Origin of the sequence: Corallibacter sp., assembly GCF_048381695.1 — a bacterium.
In the GTDB taxonomy this organism is placed as follows: Bacteria; Bacteroidota; Bacteroidia; order Flavobacteriales; family Flavobacteriaceae; genus Corallibacter; species Corallibacter vietnamensis.
In genome coordinates, this window is the sequence record NZ_JBLXHI010000005.1 from 176,544 (window position 1) to 194,247 (window position 17,704).

The window sequence follows — 17,704 nt, forward strand, 5'->3', positions numbered from 1 at the left end:
CTTTGCACCTCTTAAAAAAAGTCCCCTATGAATAATTATAAAGTAACATTCTTATTTGTTTTAACGAACTTCTTTTTCGTTGCAAATATTTTAGCCCAAGTAGGAATAGGAACAACAAACCCACATCCTTCATCTGTATTAGATATTCAAAGCTCTTCAAAAGGAGTTTTACTTCCGCGTGTAGCTTTAGGTTCTTCATCAGATAGCCAAACAATTGCTAACCCTGAAACGGGATTATTAGTTTTTAATACAAGTAATGATAATGGATTAACCCCAGGATTTTATTTCTGGAATGATTCTAAATGGAATGATGTAGGTAAGGCAGATTTAGGATCTGGTTCAGGTTCAGGAGGAAGTAACGCTTCAAGTTGGAATTTAGCTGGAAATAACCTAAATTCTTATTCAGGATCACCTTTTATAGGAACAACATCTTACCATGCTTTAAATTTTAAAGTAAACAATAACTCTGTTGGTTATTTACATCCTAATGGAGGTGTAAGATTTGGTATTGGAAGTTCTGTAAATGAAAATCGTTCTATTGCATTTGGGCAAAATGCTAACGCGAGTAATGCGGTTGAAGCTCAAGCAATAGGTCCTTATTCTCAAGCTTCAGCATATAGATCAATGGCTTTTGGTTATAATGCAACATCTACTAGTAATAGTGCAATGTCTTTAGGGACAAGTTCTTCTGCTACAGGTGAGCATGCTGTTGCTATTGGTACAAATGCTAGTGCTAGCGGACAAAATTCTGTTGCAATAGGTAAAGGTTCTGTGGCAAACAATGCAAACACGATAATTTTAGGTAATACAACTCCTGATTCACAATGGGCAGGAACAAAAGTGGGACTTGGTACACCAAACCCTTCTACAAGATTAGAGGTTGTCGGTTCTGTAAAAATTGTTGATGGAACACAAGGCGCTGGTAAAGTTTTAACATCAGATGCTAACGGAAAAGCAAGTTGGACTAATTTAAGCTCTAATGTTGTGTATGCTGAAATGTATAAATCATCGTCATCTTCTAATCAGCAGATGAATACTAGTAATCCTGTTCAGTTTGGGAGCAGTGATTTTAGTTCAGGAGTAACATTTAGAAATAACAGTTTTCAGGTTTTAACTTCTGGTGTTTATAGAGTTACTTATAATGTATCTATAGAGAATTTAACAGGAGGAAATCAAAATTTAGGTTTTATTTTAGGAACAGGTTGGGATAATTCAGATAAGATTCAAGGATCAGCTTCATATAACAAGATTAAGTCAGGAGAAAAGAGAAGTTTTTCTATGACTAAAATAGTACACCTAAATGCTTATCAGGAATTATACCTTTTTCCTACAGAAACTGATTCAAATACTGTTATTTTACCAAATTCAGCAGTAATGAGTATTGAATTAATCAAGGCTGATTAATCAATAAAAAAAAATATTGAATAAAAAAAGCGTACTAATTATTAGTACGCTTTTTTTTGTTTGTATTTCATCATTATAAAATATGTAGCTCTTTCATACATTCACGCATCATACTGTATGTGCGTTCAATATCAGCATCTAGTCCAATAGAAAAACGAATAAGACCATCGCTTAATCCCATTTCTTTTTGTTCGTCTTCTGGTATTTCAGAAGATGTTGAAGAACCTGGAGCAGAGAATAATGTTTTGTAAAACCCTAAACTTACCGCAAGATACCCAAGGTTCTTTTCTTGCATTAGCTCCATAAGTGCATTGGCCTTGTCAAGTGAACCAACATCTATGGTAAGCATACCTCCAAAACCATATTTTTCATTCATCATACTTTTAAACAACTCATGTGAAGGATGCGATTCTAATCCTGGATACACCGTTTTTAAACCATCTGCTTCAAATTTTTGAGCTAAATATGTAGCGTTATGGCTATGTTGCTGCATTCTTATGTGTAGTGTTCTTAAGTTTTTTAAAACAGAAGCAGCGCGTAAACTGTCCATTGTGCTTCCTAATAACATGCAAGCACCATCATTAACGTTTCTTAAGGCGTCAATAAATTCTTGAGTTCCGCATACAACACCACCAACAGTATCGCTAGAGCCATTAATAAATTTTGTTAAACTGTGTATAACAATATCAGCACCTAATTTAACAGGTGATATTGATAATGGCGAAAACGTATTGTCTACTACAAGTTTTAAATTATGCTTTTTTGCTATAGCAGCGAGACCTTTTATGTCGGCAACTTCTAATAAAGGATTACTAACCGACTCGCAGTATAAAACTTTAGTGTTTTCGTTAATTGCCGCTTCAACAACATCTAGTTTAGTAATATCAACAAACGAGGTGCTAATATTAAGTTTTGGTGTGAAATTTTTAAGAAACGCATAAGTACCACCATAAATAGTTCTACTAGATACCACATGATCTCCAGCACCACAAAGCTGTAAAATGACAGGTGTAATAGCTCCCATACCTGAAGCAGTTACATTAGCAGTTTCAGTACCTTCCATAGCAGCAAGTGCTTCTCCTAAATAAAGGTTAGAAGGCGATGAGTGGCGAGAATACAGGTAGCAACCATCTGCATTACCTTCAAAGGTATCAAACATAGTTTTTGCTGATAAAAAGGTGTAAGTAGATGAATCTGAAATAGAAGGGTTAACGCCTCCAAACTCACCAAAATATTGTAAGTCTTGTATGTTATTTGCGGGTTTAAATGACATAGTATATGTGTGTTTAATTAATACATCAAAAATCTAAATAAATAGATATATTATCAATATATGTGTATGATTTTAGATTATTAATCTGTTATTTGTTATTTTTATAAAAAAAATTTAGGTGTAAAATCTACTAATACGTTAGTTTAAAGAAAAATTTTCAATATGATTTTTGATGATATAGATAAAAAGCTTCTGCATTTGCTTCAGCAGGATAGTAAGCAAACCAATAAAGAGTTGTCCTTAAAACTAAATTTATCGGTAACTGCTGTTTACGAGCGTATCAAAAAGTTAGAGCGCGAAGGTGTTATAAATAAATATGTAGCATTAATAAAAAAAGAAAAGATTGATAAATCATTTATAGTGTTTTGTCATATTAAGCTTATTCAGCATTCCCATGAATATGTGGTTAAATTCGAAAAAGATGTTGCTAATTTAGAGGAAGTCGTAGAGTGTTTTCATATTAGTGGTGATTATGACTATCTTTTAAAAGTTATTGTTAGCGATATGGAAGCCTTTAGGGAGTTTATGGTTAATAAATTAACCTCTATCAACCATATTGGAAGTACACATAGTATGTTTGTAATTAACGAAGTTAAACACACAACAGCAATACGCGTTTAATTATGAAATCTAACACTTATAAACTCATAGAGTTTTTCATTGTTTTCATTCTAATACCAATAAGTTTTGCGTTAGAGTATTCACCATTTATTAAGTTGGGTATTGGGTTTGTAGGATTCTTGTATGTCATATATCTATTACTTAAAGTTGAGCGGAAAAAATTTAAAGTAGCCCAAGGCTTAAACTGGAAACAGTTTTGGAGAGAAACTGTCATAAAACTAGCCATTATAGCTGTATTAACCACGCTTTTCGTTTGGTTTACTGATAATGCTCGTTTATTTGAAGTGTTGTTAAACAAGCCCTTGCTATGGTTGACTATTTTGTTTGTTTATAGTGTGTTTTCGGTATATCCTCAAGAACTTATTTATAGAACGCTTTTTTTTGAAAGATACGCTGTATTGTTTCAAAGCAACTCTTTTGCAATAGTTTTAAATGCAGTGGTTTTTTCATTAGCACACATCATGTTTAAAAGCACTTTGGTACATGTTATTACTTTTTTTGGAGGTGTTTTGTTTGCGCTAACCTATACCAAAACAAAATCAACACTTTTGGTTTCCATTGAACATGCTATTTATGGGTCTTGGTTGTTTACAGTAGGCATGGGAACTATGCTAGGTTTTCCTTCTTAAAACGAAATGAGTTTTTAGAGATTTACAAATCGGAATACTCAAGTAAATTATAGCTTTAAAATTAGTGAACTCACATTCGTAAATAAAAATACAATGTTGTATTTTTGTATAGTTTTAATAAAATCTGACAAAAAACAATCTTATGAATTCATACGATGTAGCCGTTATAGGCTCTGGTCCTGGAGGATATGTTGCAGCTATCCGTTGCGCTCAACTGGGAATGAAAACTGCAATCATTGAAAAATATTCAACTTTAGGAGGAACTTGCCTTAACGTTGGTTGTATACCAAGTAAAGCTCTTTTAGACTCTTCGCATCATTATGAAGATGCTGTAAAACATTTTGAAGAGCATGGTATAGAAATACCAGGAGATGTAAAAGTGAATTTAGAAAAAATGATAGCTCGTAAGCAATCTGTTGTAGACCAAACAACAGGAGGTATTGATTTTTTAATGAAGAAGAATAAGATTGACGTTTATCAAGGTTTAGGAAGCTTTAAAGATGCAACTCATATCCTAATTAAAGGGGAGAAAGAAGAAGAAATTGAAGCTAAAAATACCATTATAGCGACAGGTTCTAAACCATCTAGCTTACCATTTATCAATATTGATAAAGAACGCATTATCACATCTACAGAAGCATTAAAGCTTAAAGAAATACCAAAACACTTAATTGTAATTGGAGGTGGTGTTATTGGTTTAGAATTAGGACAAGTATACAAGCGTTTAGGAGCTGAAGTTTCAGTTGTTGAGTATGCAGATAGAATTTTACCAACAATGGATGCAGGTGTTTCTAAAGAATTAAATAAAGTTTTAAAGAAGCAAAAATTTAAAATTAATGTCTCTCATAAAGTAAAATCAGTTGAGCGTAACGGAGATGAAGTTATTGTAAAAGCTGATAACAAAAAAGGAGAAGAAGTAGAGTTTAAAGGCGATTACTGTTTAGTATCAGTAGGACGTCGTCCTTATACTGATGGTTTAAATGCCGAAGCTGCTGGAGTAAAAATAAATGATAGAGGTCAAGTTGAAGTAAATGATCATTTACAAACAAGTGCTTCTAATATTTATGCAATAGGAGATGTTATTAAAGGTGCAATGCTAGCGCATAAAGCTGAAGAAGAAGGCGTTTTTGTTGCTGAAACCTTAGCAGGACAAAAACCACACATCGATTATAATTTAATTCCTGGTGTAGTTTACACTTGGCCAGAAGTTGCAGCTGTTGGTAAAACTGAAGAGCAACTTAAAGAAGCTGGAGTAGATTATAAAGTAGGACAATTTCCAATGCGTGCTTTAGGACGTAGTAGAGCAAGTATGGATCTTGATGGATTTGTAAAAGTTTTAGCAGATAAAACTACCGATGAAATTTTAGGAGTACACATGGTTGGTGCTCGTGCAGCAGACATGATTGCTGAAGCCGTTGTAGCTATGGAATATAGAGCAAGTGCTGAAGATGTATCTCGTATGTCTCATGCACATCCAACATTTACTGAAGCTATCAAAGAAGCTGCTTTAGCTGCTACTGATGATAGAGCGCTACATGTTTAAGCACTCTATTTAATAAATATAAAAGGCGAACCTTTTGGTTCGCCTTTTTTTTGCTAAAACAATATGAGTATTAGTTAATAGTTAATATTGTCATAAAGTCATGTTATTCAGGCTTTAATAACAATAAATATAGTGTACTTTTGCACGATTATTAAATCTGTAAGACTTTTTTTAAAAAAAAAGTATATAAAAAAGTGACTTCTTCTCGGTAGCTGTGTCTAAATACAAAACTAACATTATTAAAAAATTTTTGAAAACTAATAAAGTTTCAAAAGACCTTTCTGACGAGGCGTTAGTAAAGAAAATTATTCTTAAAAATGACGCAGATCTTTTTGAAATTTTATATGACCGATATGCAGATTTGGTATATAACAAATGCAGCGGTTTTGCAAAAGACGAAGATGAAGCTAAAGATTTAACACAAGATGTGTTTTTAAAGCTTTTCATTAAGTTGGTTTCTTTTAAAGAAAAATCAAAGTTTTCAACATGGCTTTATGCATTTACATATAATCATTGTGTGAATTATGTAACAAGAGATACAGCAAAAAAAATAGAGAAAAATGCAGTAGAAACAACCGAAATACAAGACAGTCCAGTGGAAGAAGATTATGACATTTATCAACTTAAAGTAGATAAATTACGAATAGCCCTTGAAAGAATCCCTCCAAAAGACAAGATGATTCTTCTTCTTAAATATCAAGACTATGTAACTATAAAAGAGTTAGAAAACATTTTTGATATAGGAGAAAGTGCAGTTAAAATGCGCTTAAAGCGAGCTAAAGAAAAATTAATCGAAGTATATTCAAATCTTTAAAACCATGGAAAACCCGTTTAAAGAATTAGAAAAGCCTCTTAAAACAGCACCTTCAGAATTAAAAGGAAAGGTGATGAAAGACATAGCTTTTGCCAAGTTTTTGATAGACATGTCTAGGTTGTTTTCAGTGAATATTGGAGATGTCTTTGAAAGAACTTTAAGAAAAAGAAGAGAAACTAATTAATAGAAAATAAAACAAAATTATGAGTAAAATTACAGAGTGGAAAGATATGATGCTAGGCTCATTTGAATCTATATGGCATGAAATAGTAAGTATAGTGCCAAAATTATTAGGCGCTTTTACCATTCTTTTACTAGGCTGGTTGCTATCAAAAATTATAGTAAAAATAATTAAGAAAGCTCTAAAGGTTGTAAAAGCTGATAAACTAGATGATAAATTAAATGGTGTTAACTTTTTTGGAGACAAAAAAATAACATTCAACATTATAAATATTATTGCAGGATTTGTAAAATGGGGATTGTTTTTAGTTTTTTTAATTCTTGCTACTCAAGTTTTAGAATTAACTATCATATCAGCAGAGATAAGTAATTTACTACATTATTTGCCACAACTATTTAGTGCCTTAATACTGCTATTAATTGGTCTCTACATTGCTAGTTTTGTGAAAAATACCTTATATTCATTTTTTAAAGAACTAGAATTATCAGGTGGGCGCATAATAAGTAATCTGGTTTTTTTAATTTTATTTGTATTTATTGCTGTAACAGCTCTTAATCAAGCTGGTATTGATACTGAAATAATAACGAATAATATTACGCTTATATTAGGAGCTCTGTTGTTATCGCTTGCATTAGCATTAGGGTTAGGAGCAAAAGATGTGGTAGATAGTTTGTTAAAAGCATATTACACAAGACGTGTGTTTATGTTAGGACAAGTTATTTCGTTTAAAGACGTTAAAGGAGAAATAGTAGAAGTAAACGAAATATCAATTACGTTAAAAACAGAAAACGGAACTTTAATTGTTCCTGTAAAAGAAATAGTAGATAACCAAGTAGAGATTCAGAATTAAACTTGTTTATGGTTATAAGTTATTGTTAGGAAGGTTTTGAATCAAAAATAACGTTATTTGCTTATCCCTTTTCAGAAATGAGAAGGGATTTTTTATTAATAAGCCATATTAGAATTCACTAATAGTCCCTTTAATATTGTTTATTTTTATTCCAGTAAAAATCATTTCATGATAGGTTGGTAACTGTGCACCACTTTGAGTTGTAGTCCAATCTCTCCAAGACATTTCAAGACCTCCAATAGGTAGCTCGTTGGTCCACATTTTACAAGCAATGGGTTTGTAGTTTTTATCAAGAATCCAAGCATACGAATTCTGTGAGTCATCATTGTTTTTAGGGTATGTTACTAGTAAAACATCTTGTTTGTTTTCTAATTTAGCTTTGTAGCGTTCTACACCATTATCAAAAACTTGATACGGACCAATTACCCAAAAAGAATCTTTTTGAAAATAGGAATAAGCCTCATTAATAAGTTCATTGGCTTTATCTCCATTTATTTTAAACTTATGAACGTAAACCTTGCTAGAAGCCGTATCGTTAAGGTTTAATTCTACTTTAAATTCTTTCCATGAAATGGTACAAATATTTTCAAGTTTATTCCAGTTAAACTGTCTTTTGTTTTTATAAATCCACTCAATGTAATTGGTTTTTTTATAAGCTTCATAATCTAAAGCATCAAGCATTTTTAGAGCTAGCTCATCAGCTTGGTTGCCTTTTTTTCCTTCAGGAAGATCCTCATTGTAACTAAAATATATGAAACCGAAAAAAAGCAGAGTAGGTAAGGTTAAAAAAATAACAATTCCTGAAATAATTCGTAGCAATTTTGTGATTTTCATATAAAACAAGTTTGAAGATAAAAGTAAGTGATTTTTTATAAAAATCTACGTAAAAAGCTAAATTTCATTGATTTACTAAAAACCACTTGCAGCATCATCACCTCTGTGATCAGCTCCAGCTTCAAGAAAGCCGTTGTTTAAAACAAGAATAGCATCAACCTTACCTATAACCGGCGTTTTGGTTTCATTAATTTTATAACCTTTCTTATTAAGTTGTTTTTTTAATGATTCACTAAATTGTTTTGGTTCCATAATGATTTCGTCAGGCAACCATTGATGATGAAAACGAGCAGCATTTACAGCTTCTTGCATAGTAAGTCCAAATTCTTCTACATTTAAAATAGTTTGTAATACCGATGTTATAATTGTTGATCCGCCTGGCGTACCAACTACCATGTATAGTAAGCCATCTTTCTCTACAATTGTTGGAGTCATAGCGCTTAACATACGTTTTTCAGGAGCAATGCTATTAGCTTCTGCACCTATCAATCCATAAACATTTGGCACACCTGGTTTACTGCTAAAATCGTCCATTTCATTATTAAGAAAAAAACCTAATTCGTCTACATATAGTTTTGAGCCAAAACCACTATTTAAGGTTGTTGTAACTGCTACAGCATTTCCAAATTGGTCAACAATAGAGTAGTGCGTGGTTTCTGTAGATTCGTAACCTAAAATGTCACCATGAGCAATAGAATCTGAAGGTGTTGCTTGCTGAAACGAAAAATCTTTCATTCTATCTTGAGTGTAAACATCGCTCAGTAACGTTTCTGTAGGGATTTTTACAAAATCAGGATCACCTAAAAAATAACTTCTATCAGCATAAGTACGTCGTTCGGCTTCAACCATAACTTGAATTGCTTTTAAGGAGTTATGACCGTAAGATTGTAAATCAAACGGTTCTATTTGTTTCATGATTTGGGCTAAACATAAACCGCCACTTGATGGTGGCGACATAGATATAACACGTAAATCCTTATAGTTAAAAATAACAGGGTCTCGCCATTTTGCTTCATATTTAGCCAAATCTTCAAGAGTAATTATACCTTCTTTTTCTGATATAAAATTTACTAGCATTTTAGCTGTTTCGCCAGTGTAAAATTCTGCTTTTCCGTGTTTTGAAATTCTAGATAATGTTTTGGCTAATTGAATGTTTTTTAATGTGTCACCTGCTTTATAAGGTTTAGTAAATAAGATGTCTTTTTTGTTTACAGCCTTAAAAATGCTATCATATTTTTTAAAGCGTTCAGCTTGTTTTTTTGTGACAACAAAGCCATTTTTAGCTAAATTTATAACTGGTTGTAGTACATCTTTTACAGGAAGTTTTCCAAACATTTTATGCGCTTTAAATATACCAGCTATAGTTCCTGGTACTCCTACTGCATAGGCGCCAACAGTGCTTTTATGTTCAATAACATTATCTTCTTCATCAAGGTACATGTTTTTTGAAGCAGACAAAGGCGCTTTTTCTCTAAAGTCTAACGCACCAGTTTTACCATTTGCTAACCTGTAAACCATAAAACCGCCGCCACCAAGGTTTCCAGCATACGGATAGGTAACAGCCAGAGCCATTTCGGTAGCCATCATGGCATCAAAAGCATTTCCTCCTTTTTTCAAAATTTCAGTTCCTATGCTTGAAGCTTCTTCTCTTGCAGAAACTATCATGGCATTTTGCGTTACTAAACCGCGTTTGCTTTCGGTTTTTGCAATACTAGGCTTATTAGTATCCTTACAAGAAAAAACAAAAGATATTAATATATATAGAAGGATGAGTCTTTGCATAGATTTTGTTTAAAAAGTATTGATGATTTCTTGCTTCTTCTTTTTAGAGAAAGCTTCTAATTCTTCAAAAAATGAAGTGAATTCAGATTCAAATTCTGTGTAAAACTGTTTCAATTCAGTTGTTGCTAAATTCATTTTAGATTTATTTTTAGTACGTCTATTCATACCTTCTAAAACACGCTGAATACCATCAATTTCAGCATAACTTACCAGCCAATTGTCAGTTATCATAAACGGAAGCATTTTTTGAGTTCTTACAGGTAATATTTCAAAATTATCTTCTAGGAGCTTGTAAAAATTATCAACATAACGTTCTAAAGGTACATTGCAGTATGCGTTCCAGTTTTTTGCTAAAAAATGATCATACAGTATATCTACAATAACGCCGCTATAATGACTATATTTTTCATGTAGCCTTTTGGTGCTTTGCCTTACTGTTGGGTGTGCGTCTGTAAATGTGTCTATTTCACGATGCAGTAAAATACCTATTTGAATGTCTTTAGGAAACTTTTGATATTGCTTTCCTCTAATGCCATCTGCTATAAAATTTCCAATAGTAACAAAATCGTTGTTGCCAGAAAGATAGATATGTGCTAAAAAATTCATTCCTCGAATTTACAAATTAGTATTTAAGAAATCTTACAGAACGTGTATATTTGTTTTAAATATCAAAATAACTACATGACACTTATAAAATCAATTTCAGGAATTAGAGGAACAATAGGCGGTGAAGTAAGCGAAAACTTAACACCTATAGATGCTGTAAAATTTGCATCGGCTTATGGAGCTTGGGTAAAAAAGCAACGAAACAAATCAGACTATAAGGTTGTTGTAGGTCGTGATGCTAGAATTTCTGGAGAAATGATTCAAAATTTAGTGATGAATACATTGGTTGGTATGGGAATTCATGTGGTAGATTTAGGTTTGTCTACAACACCAACGGTAGAAGTTGCAGTGCCTATGGAACATGCTGATGGAGGTATTATTCTTACAGCAAGTCATAACCCCAAAGAATGGAATGCCTTGAAACTACTGAATGCTAAAGGTGAATTTTTGAATGGAGAAGAAGGTGCTAAAATTTTAAAATTAGCAGAAAGTACAGATTTACTCTTTGCAGATGTAGACAGTTTGGGTAACATCACTAAAAATGATGCTTATATAGATATACATATTGATGAAGTTTTAGCATTAGATTTAGTAAATGTAGATGCCATAGAAAAAGCTAACTTTAAAGTTGTAGTAGATGGCGTAAACTCAACAGGAGGAATCGCTATTCCTTTATTATTAGAACGATTAGGTGTAGAAGCGGTTAAGCTTTACTGTGAGCCAAATGGTCATTTTCCGCATAACCCTGAACCTTTAAAAGAGCATTTAACTGACTTGTCTCAAGCAGTTGTTAAAGAGCATGCTGATTTTGGTATTGTTGTAGATCCGGATGTTGATAGACTTGCTTTTATGGATGAGAATGGTGATATGTTTGGAGAAGAATATACACTTGTTGCTTGTGCCGATTATGTGTTGAGTAAAACACTGGGCAATACAGTGAGTAATATGAGTTCAACAAGAGCATTACGAGATATTACTGAACATCATGGCGGAAACTATGAAGCTAGTGCTGTAGGTGAAGTAAATGTGGTTGAACTTATGAAAAAGAATAACGCAGTTATAGGCGGTGAAGGTAATGGCGGTATTATTTATCCTGAATTACATTATGGTCGTGATGCACTTGTAGGTGTTGCTTTATTTTTGAGCTTATTAGCTGAGAAAAAAATGAATGTAAGTACGTTAAGAGCTTCTTATCCAAATTACTTTATGAGTAAAAAGAAAATAGCTTTAACACCAGATTTAGATGTTGATGCCATTTTAAAAACAATGGAAGCTAAATACAGCCATGAAAAAGTAACTACAATAGATGGTGTTAAAATTGACTTGTCAGATAGTTGGGTACATTTAAGAAAGAGTAATACCGAGCCAATTATTAGAGTGTATACAGAAGCGCCAACTCAAGAAAATGCTGATACTTTAGCAGATAAAATAATAGAAGAAATAAATAGTGTTGCGGGAGTTAAATAAGGATTAACGTCTTATTTTTTGTATTCTGCAGGTACTTTATCTCTGTGTTTGAAGCGTTTATGTGTCCATAAATAATATTCTGGAGCGTTATATATTTGCTTTTCAAGCATTTCAAAAAACACATCAGTTATTTCGTAGTCTTTGTAAGCTAAAGCGTTGTCAGTAATTGTTTCTAGTGTTGCGTGGTAATACCCACGTTTTACCTTTTCTACACCTAGATAAACAACTGCCATGTCAAGTCTTTTTGCTAACATTTCAGCACCTGTATGAACAGGAACTGTAATACCCATAAAATCTCTCCAGTAAAAAGCTTTTTCGGCTTTGGGTGATTGGTCAGAAGCAAATCCATTCATGGTAAGTTCGCCTCTTTTTTTTGCTTCTATAAGTGTTGGTATAGATTCTTTTGTTGTAATTAAATAGCTGTTATATTTTGCTCTAATACGTTTTACTAAAGCATCAAAATATTTATTGGCTAATCTTTTATAAATGGCATAGCCTTTATGACTTATAAATGTTTGAAGAACAAAAATCCATTCCCAACTAGCATAATGACCACACATTAAAACAATACTTTTTTGGTCTTTTTCAAGTTTATAAACAGCTTCTAAATTTGATATAACAAAGCGTTTTTTCATTTCCTTTTCAGAAATGGTTAATGATTTTATAGACTCAAAAATCATATCACATAAGTGGTGATAAAACTTTTTAGTGATTTGTTTTATTTCTTGTTCTGATTTATCAGGAAAAGCAAGTTTTAAATTTTCTTTTACAGTTTTTTTTCGATATCCTACTATATGATAAATGAGTACATAAATAACATCAGAAAAAGCATATAGTAATCTAAAAGGTAGGATAGAGATTAACCACAAAAATGGATAAATTAGAATATAAGCAAGAAATTGCATGAATTAATTTTAGATTTGCAAGTGCAAATATAACGTATATTTAAATTATAACGATTACAATTTATGGGCAATTTAAGTTTGGTAACTATTGTGATTATTGCAGCCAATGTAATAATTTCATTTAAAGGATTTAATGATTTTGGTTTTTTTGAGAAGTATAAATTTAACGTAGGGTCTATTGTAAAGGGCGAGCAGTTTAGAATGTTTAGTTCGGGCTTTTTGCATGTAGATACAGCTCACTTGTTTTTTAATATGTTTACGCTGTATGTGTTTGCTGATGTTGTTATTGGTTTTCTGGGCGCTTTATATTTTATCATTATTTATGTAGGTAGTTTATTACTTGGTAATTTATTGTCTTTGTATTTTCATAAAAACGAATATTATTACAGTGCTGTAGGAGCAAGTGGCGCTGTAACAGGGATTATTTATTCTGCTATTTTGTTACAGCCTGATATGAGTTTGTATTTGTTTTTTATTCCAATTCCTATACCTGCTTATATATTTGGAGTTGGGTATTTGTTGTATTCTATTTATGGTATGAAAAACCGAATAGGCAATATAGGGCATGATGCACATTTTGGAGGTGCTATAGGTGGTTATATTATTACTTTATTACTTGCTAGTTGGTTGTTTGAAACCCATTTGCTAATGATTGTAATATTAGCACTGCCAATTGTGTTATTATTTGTTTTAAAAAAACTAGGAAAGCTTTAAAAATTAAAAAGCCTTTCAATAATTTGAAAGGCTTTTTTTATAAAGATCTTAAGTAAGATTAATTAAGCATTTCAGCTATTTTATCTTCTAATTCTTGACCGCGTAAGTTTTTTGCAACTATTTTTCCTTCAGCATCTAATATAAATGTAGCAGGAATAGCTTGTATGTTGTACTGTTTTGCAATAGGACCATTAAAATACTGTAGGTTTGATACATGATGCCAAGTTAGGTTATCTTTTTCAATAGCCTCAATCCAAGCAGCTTTTGCATCTTTTTGTCTTGGTGTACCATCAAGAGATACGCTAATTATTTCTAGACCTTTGTCGTGGTATTTGTTATATACTTTTACAACGTTTGGGTTTTCTTTTCTACAAGGTCCGCACCAAGCAGCCCAAAAATCGATAATAGTAGCTTTTCCTTTTATATCGTTTAGTGCTATTGTTTTTCCTTCAGGGTTTGTAGCGCTAAAGTTTGGAGCTATACTTCCTTCTGCAGTAACAATAGCTACTTCAATCTTTTCATTTATGCTTTTACCAAGTCTGCTGTTTTTTACATCATCAGTATAGCTGTTGTATATTTCTTGAGCCTTTTTTGTTTCAATAGCTTTTGTTGTTAATAGGTTGTCTAAGAATGCAGCACTAGTAACTTTATCGTTGTGTTTTTCTATTAAAGCAATGTTTTTCTCATTAGTTTCTTCAAGAAGCGTGTTGAATGTTTCACGAAGTTCTTTCATTTTTACGGTGTCACCTTCAGATTGCGCAGCTCTAAACTCACCAGCTAACGACATATTTTTCTTTTGTAAAGGTTTAGAAAGTTCTAAAAACTCTTTAAGTACATCATTTTCTTTACTTCCAGTAATTTGAGAGTTTAATAGTGTATCAGTATCAAAACTAATAGTCATTTCAGTGTTTTCAACAACAATAGGCATTTTACCATTTACACCTTCTATAGATAATACATAAATATCAGGCGTTTCAACTAGACCGTCTAATACAAGCTTTCCGTTTGTAACGGTTGTAGAGTCAAGTAACTCTTGGTTTTTCATATCAGCTTTGATAAGTGTTACCTTTTTACCATTTGCTGATGCGTTTATGGTTCCGTTTATAACAAAACCTGTTGTTTTTTCTTTGTTACAAGAAAAGGTTAAGATAATGATTGATACTGCTAAAAATTTGCGAAGCATGAATTTTAATGTTTTTAAGTTTCTGCAAATATATAAGTTCTCTTGAATTTTGTTTGTTAAGATTACCCTAATAAATTCTAATAGTCTTTTGTACATTCATTTTAGTACTTTTGCAGTATGAATGAAAACGATACGATTATTGCTTTAGCAACGGCTTCTGGAGCAGGAGCTATTGCTGTTATTAGGCTTTCAGGTAATGATGCTATAACAATTGCGTCAAAGTGTTTTAAATCTGTAAGTGGTAAAGTACTAGAAAACCAGTCAACGCATACAATACATTTGGGTCATATTGTTGATGGTGATCGAGTTGTTGATGAGGTTTTGGTATCTGTTTTTAAGAACCCAAACTCTTATACAGGCGAACATGTTATAGAGATTTCATGTCATGGTTCTACATATATTCAGCAAGAGATTATTCAGTTGTTTTTAAGGCAAGGTTGTAGAATGGCTAATGCTGGTGAGTTTACGTTACGAGCTTTTCTTAATGGAAAGTTAGATTTGAGTCAAGCTGAAGCAGTTGCCGACTTAATAGCTAGTGATAATGAAGCGTCTCATCAAATAGCTATGCAGCAAATGCGCGGTGGTTTTTCATCTGAAATAGCCAAACTACGAGCGGAGCTTTTAAACTTTGCTTCGTTGATTGAATTGGAGCTGGATTTTGCTGAAGAGGATGTAGAGTTTGCCGATAGAACCCAGTTTAAGGAGCTGGTTGTTAGAATTACTTTTGTGTTGAAACGACTCATAGATTCTTTTGCCGTGGGTAATGTTATTAAGAATGGTATTCCTGTAGCTATTGTAGGAGAGCCTAATGTTGGTAAATCTACATTGTTAAATGCACTTTTGAATGAGGAACGCGCTATAGTTTCAGATATTGCAGGTACAACAAGAGATACTATTGAGGATGAGATTTCTATAGGAGGTATAGGGTTTAGGTTTATAGATACTGCAGGTATAAGAGAAACGAGTGATGTTGTGGAGAGTATTGGTATTAAAAAAACCTTTGAGAAAATAGAACAATCTCAAGTAACGGTATATCTTTTTGATAGTGAAAAGGGGATTTCAAACTTAAAGACTATTCAGATTGAAATAGAAAAAATTAAGAATAAATACCCTCAAAAACCACTGCTTATTATTGCTAATAAGGTTGATAAACTTACTGATAACCAATTGGCAGAACTAGAGCAACATATTGAAGGCGTAATTTTACTTTCGGCAAAAACAGGTTTTGGCGTAGAGCAATTAACCGATTTACTTTTGGAGTTGATTAATACAGGTGCTTTACGTAATAATGAGACTATTGTTACTAATACACGTCATTATGATGCGCTCTTAAAAGCCTTTGAAGAAATACAAAAAGTGAAGTATGGTTTAGAGACTGGATTGTCTGGTGATTTAATGGCTATTGATATACGCCAAGCGTTGTACCACTTTGGTGAGATTACAGGAGAGATTACTAATGATGACTTGTTGGGTAATATTTTTGCTAACTTCTGTATTGGTAAATAACTTTTTTTACGGTTTTTGTTTCATTTGCTTTTAAGCAACACAAATATTCAAAAACACAAAAGAAACACAGTTTTTTTGGGTAGAATTAACAAAATGGTATCTTTTTTACTTAAAATTTATGAGCGAAATATTGACCAAAGAAAAAGTTGGAAAAAGTCGTAGCTTAAAATTTAAGGAAATCGAAGACCCAAATATAATAGCTGAACTGCAAAATGATTATCAAACGAAAACGATTTTAGTAACTGACAAATGTCCAGCTTGCGGAAATGTGGTTTCTGACAAAATAACTGAATGCCCAAATTGCGGACTGAATTTAGTTGCATAACTGAAAAAAAACCTGCTACAACAAAGAACTGAGTTAAAAAACAAATAACTTTAAACTAATTTTGAAACATAGTTTTCATCATAAGGCAATCCGCTTTTTGCAATAGCAAAGGCCTGTTTTAGCAACTTATTCGCTACTGCTATTAATGCTAGTTTGGCACTCTTTCCTTTAGCTACAATTCTATCAAACAAGGCTTTGCAGGCTCGGTTATATTTATAGGCCGAAAAGGCTGCTAAAAACACAAGATTTCTTAATTTCTTATTGCCTACTTTGCTTATTCTACTCCGCCCTCTTACACTGCTTCCAGATTCTCGAATCGTTGGTGTAATTCCAACATAACTACAAAGCTGTGATGCAGTTTCAAACTTTTTAAATCCATCCGTAACAACGATTAAAAACAAAGCTGTTTTTAAACCTATTCCTGGTATGGTTTGCAATAAAGTTAGTTGTTCTTGCTGGTCTTGTTTTACCAATTCTAATAAGCGTTTCTCTAATATTAAAATCTCTTTCTTTAAATGGTTTAAGTCTCGTTTTAAGGAACGATAAACCGTTTTTGATGGAATTCCTAGAGCGTCTTCGCCATGAAGCTTATTTTTTGTAGCGGTACTCTTTTTTACGTAACTATCCAATAACCTAAAGAGCTGTAAGCATTCTGCCTGTACATCTGTTAGAGCATTGTACAATGGAACATCATTAAAGATACCATACTCACAAATAGATTTAGCATCACTCTTATCGGTCTTTACTTTGGCTAGTTTCATTTGAATAAAACGTTTTACCTACAAGGGATTTACAACAGATACTAATACCCCGTTTTTATGTAAAAACTGAGCTAATCTGTAATGATAATATCCCGTAGCTTCCATGACTACCAAAGCATCTTTTGATAGACTTTTTAATAGTTTTTTAAAACCCTTTTCATCATTCTGTAATTGATAATGTCCTGTGTCTTGATTGTAAATATCAAACACAGATTTACTAATGTCAATACCATAAATTTTTCTATCTTTAGTCATAACAACTTGAAATTTGGAAAGAACAACGCTACTCATATTTCAACAACTTAA

At 32.4% G+C, this 17,704-nt stretch carries 17 protein-coding genes and 1 pseudogene; 11 read left to right on the forward strand and 7 right to left on the reverse strand.

The genetic code is table 11. The annotated features are described in order from the left end of the window. Nucleotides 1-27 precede the first annotated feature (27 nt). Entirely contained in the window at nucleotides 28-1,404 is a 1,377-nt protein-coding gene (locus tag ACN5J3_RS09235) for a hypothetical protein (RefSeq protein WP_418511547.1), read from the forward strand. Nucleotides 1,405-1,477: 73 nt separating this feature from the next. Here the strand turns inward: ACN5J3_RS09235 and ACN5J3_RS09240 are convergent, their stop codons facing one another. Further along, nucleotides 1,478-2,677 (reverse strand): aminotransferase class I/II-fold pyridoxal phosphate-dependent enzyme, encoded by a 1,200-nt coding sequence (locus ACN5J3_RS09240; protein ID WP_418511548.1) that lies wholly within the window; start codon nucleotides 2,675-2,677, stop codon nucleotides 1,478-1,480. Between the two features lie 162 nt (nucleotides 2,678-2,839). On the opposite strand from ACN5J3_RS09240, the gene ACN5J3_RS09245 reads away from it, so the two are divergent. The 6 genes from ACN5J3_RS09245 (at nucleotide 2,840) to ACN5J3_RS09270 (ending at nucleotide 7,315) form a co-directional block, all read left to right on the forward strand. Continuing rightward, nucleotides 2,840-3,298: an Lrp/AsnC family transcriptional regulator gene (locus tag ACN5J3_RS09245; RefSeq protein ID WP_418511549.1), complete on the forward strand. Its 459-nt coding sequence runs from the start codon at nucleotides 2,840-2,842 to the stop codon at nucleotides 3,296-3,298. A gap of 2 nt (nucleotides 3,299-3,300) precedes the next feature. Continuing rightward, nucleotides 3,301-3,927 (forward strand): CPBP family intramembrane glutamic endopeptidase, encoded by a 627-nt coding sequence (locus ACN5J3_RS09250; RefSeq protein WP_418511550.1) that lies wholly within the window; start codon nucleotides 3,301-3,303, stop codon nucleotides 3,925-3,927. A gap of 142 nt (nucleotides 3,928-4,069) precedes the next feature. After that, entirely contained in the window at nucleotides 4,070-5,470 is a 1,401-nt protein-coding gene (gene lpdA / locus ACN5J3_RS09255; protein WP_418511551.1) for a dihydrolipoyl dehydrogenase, read from the forward strand. A 250-nt stretch (nucleotides 5,471-5,720) separates the two neighbouring features. After that, nucleotides 5,721-6,284, forward strand: a complete 564-nt coding sequence (locus tag ACN5J3_RS09260; protein ID WP_418511552.1) for an RNA polymerase sigma factor — start codon at nucleotides 5,721-5,723, stop codon at nucleotides 6,282-6,284. A 4-nt stretch (nucleotides 6,285-6,288) separates the two neighbouring features. Then, nucleotides 6,289-6,468, forward strand: a complete 180-nt coding sequence (locus ACN5J3_RS09265) for a hypothetical protein (protein WP_417290165.1) — start codon at nucleotides 6,289-6,291, stop codon at nucleotides 6,466-6,468. Nucleotides 6,469-6,487: 19 nt separating this feature from the next. Further along, on the forward strand, nucleotides 6,488-7,315 hold the full coding sequence (locus ACN5J3_RS09270; protein WP_417290166.1) for a mechanosensitive ion channel family protein: 828 nt from the start codon (nucleotides 6,488-6,490) through the stop codon (nucleotides 7,313-7,315). A gap of 108 nt (nucleotides 7,316-7,423) precedes the next feature. Here ACN5J3_RS09270 and ACN5J3_RS09275 read toward each other — a convergent pair whose 3' ends face one another. From ACN5J3_RS09275 to ACN5J3_RS09285, 3 genes are all read right to left on the reverse strand, one after another. Further along, entirely contained in the window at nucleotides 7,424-8,149 is a 726-nt protein-coding gene (locus ACN5J3_RS09275) for a hypothetical protein (RefSeq protein WP_418511553.1), read from the reverse strand. A 75-nt stretch (nucleotides 8,150-8,224) separates the two neighbouring features. After that, nucleotides 8,225-9,931: a gamma-glutamyltransferase gene (gene ggt / locus ACN5J3_RS09280; RefSeq protein WP_418511554.1), complete on the reverse strand. Its 1,707-nt coding sequence runs from the start codon at nucleotides 9,929-9,931 to the stop codon at nucleotides 8,225-8,227. A 9-nt stretch (nucleotides 9,932-9,940) separates the two neighbouring features. Then, complete coding sequence (locus tag ACN5J3_RS09285; RefSeq protein ID WP_418509801.1) at nucleotides 9,941-10,537, reverse strand: ACP phosphodiesterase; 597 nt, start codon at nucleotides 10,535-10,537, stop codon at nucleotides 9,941-9,943. A 75-nt stretch (nucleotides 10,538-10,612) separates the two neighbouring features. Here ACN5J3_RS09285 and glmM point away from each other — a divergent pair, with 75 nt between their 5' ends. After that, on the forward strand, nucleotides 10,613-12,004 hold the full coding sequence (glmM, locus tag ACN5J3_RS09290; RefSeq protein ID WP_418511555.1) for a phosphoglucosamine mutase: 1,392 nt from the start codon (nucleotides 10,613-10,615) through the stop codon (nucleotides 12,002-12,004). Between the two features lie 11 nt (nucleotides 12,005-12,015). Here glmM and ACN5J3_RS09295 read toward each other — a convergent pair whose 3' ends face one another. After that, entirely contained in the window at nucleotides 12,016-12,909 is an 894-nt protein-coding gene (locus tag ACN5J3_RS09295; RefSeq protein WP_418511556.1) for a lysophospholipid acyltransferase family protein, read from the reverse strand. Between the two features lie 63 nt (nucleotides 12,910-12,972). Here ACN5J3_RS09295 and ACN5J3_RS09300 point away from each other — a divergent pair, with 63 nt between their 5' ends. Further along, nucleotides 12,973-13,623: a rhomboid family intramembrane serine protease gene (locus tag ACN5J3_RS09300; RefSeq protein WP_344730216.1), complete on the forward strand. Its 651-nt coding sequence runs from the start codon at nucleotides 12,973-12,975 to the stop codon at nucleotides 13,621-13,623. 58 nt (nucleotides 13,624-13,681) lie between these two features. Here ACN5J3_RS09300 and ACN5J3_RS09305 read toward each other — a convergent pair whose 3' ends face one another. Then, a complete protein-coding gene (locus ACN5J3_RS09305; RefSeq protein ID WP_417290171.1) occupies nucleotides 13,682-14,806 on the reverse strand; it encodes a redoxin domain-containing protein in 1,125 nt (374 codons plus the stop codon). Nucleotides 14,807-14,923: 117 nt separating this feature from the next. Here ACN5J3_RS09305 and mnmE point away from each other — a divergent pair, with 117 nt between their 5' ends. After that, complete coding sequence (mnmE, locus tag ACN5J3_RS09310) at nucleotides 14,924-16,312, forward strand: tRNA uridine-5-carboxymethylaminomethyl(34) synthesis GTPase MnmE (protein WP_418511557.1); 1,389 nt, start codon at nucleotides 14,924-14,926, stop codon at nucleotides 16,310-16,312. Between the two features lie 118 nt (nucleotides 16,313-16,430). Further along, on the forward strand, nucleotides 16,431-16,637 hold the full coding sequence (locus ACN5J3_RS09315) for a hypothetical protein (protein WP_418511558.1): 207 nt from the start codon (nucleotides 16,431-16,433) through the stop codon (nucleotides 16,635-16,637). A gap of 50 nt (nucleotides 16,638-16,687) precedes the next feature. On the opposite strand, the pseudogene ACN5J3_RS09320 reads toward ACN5J3_RS09315, so the two are convergent. Then, a pseudogene (locus ACN5J3_RS09320) lies at nucleotides 16,688-17,653 on the reverse strand (IS110 family transposase). Nucleotides 17,654-17,704 lie beyond the last annotated feature (51 nt).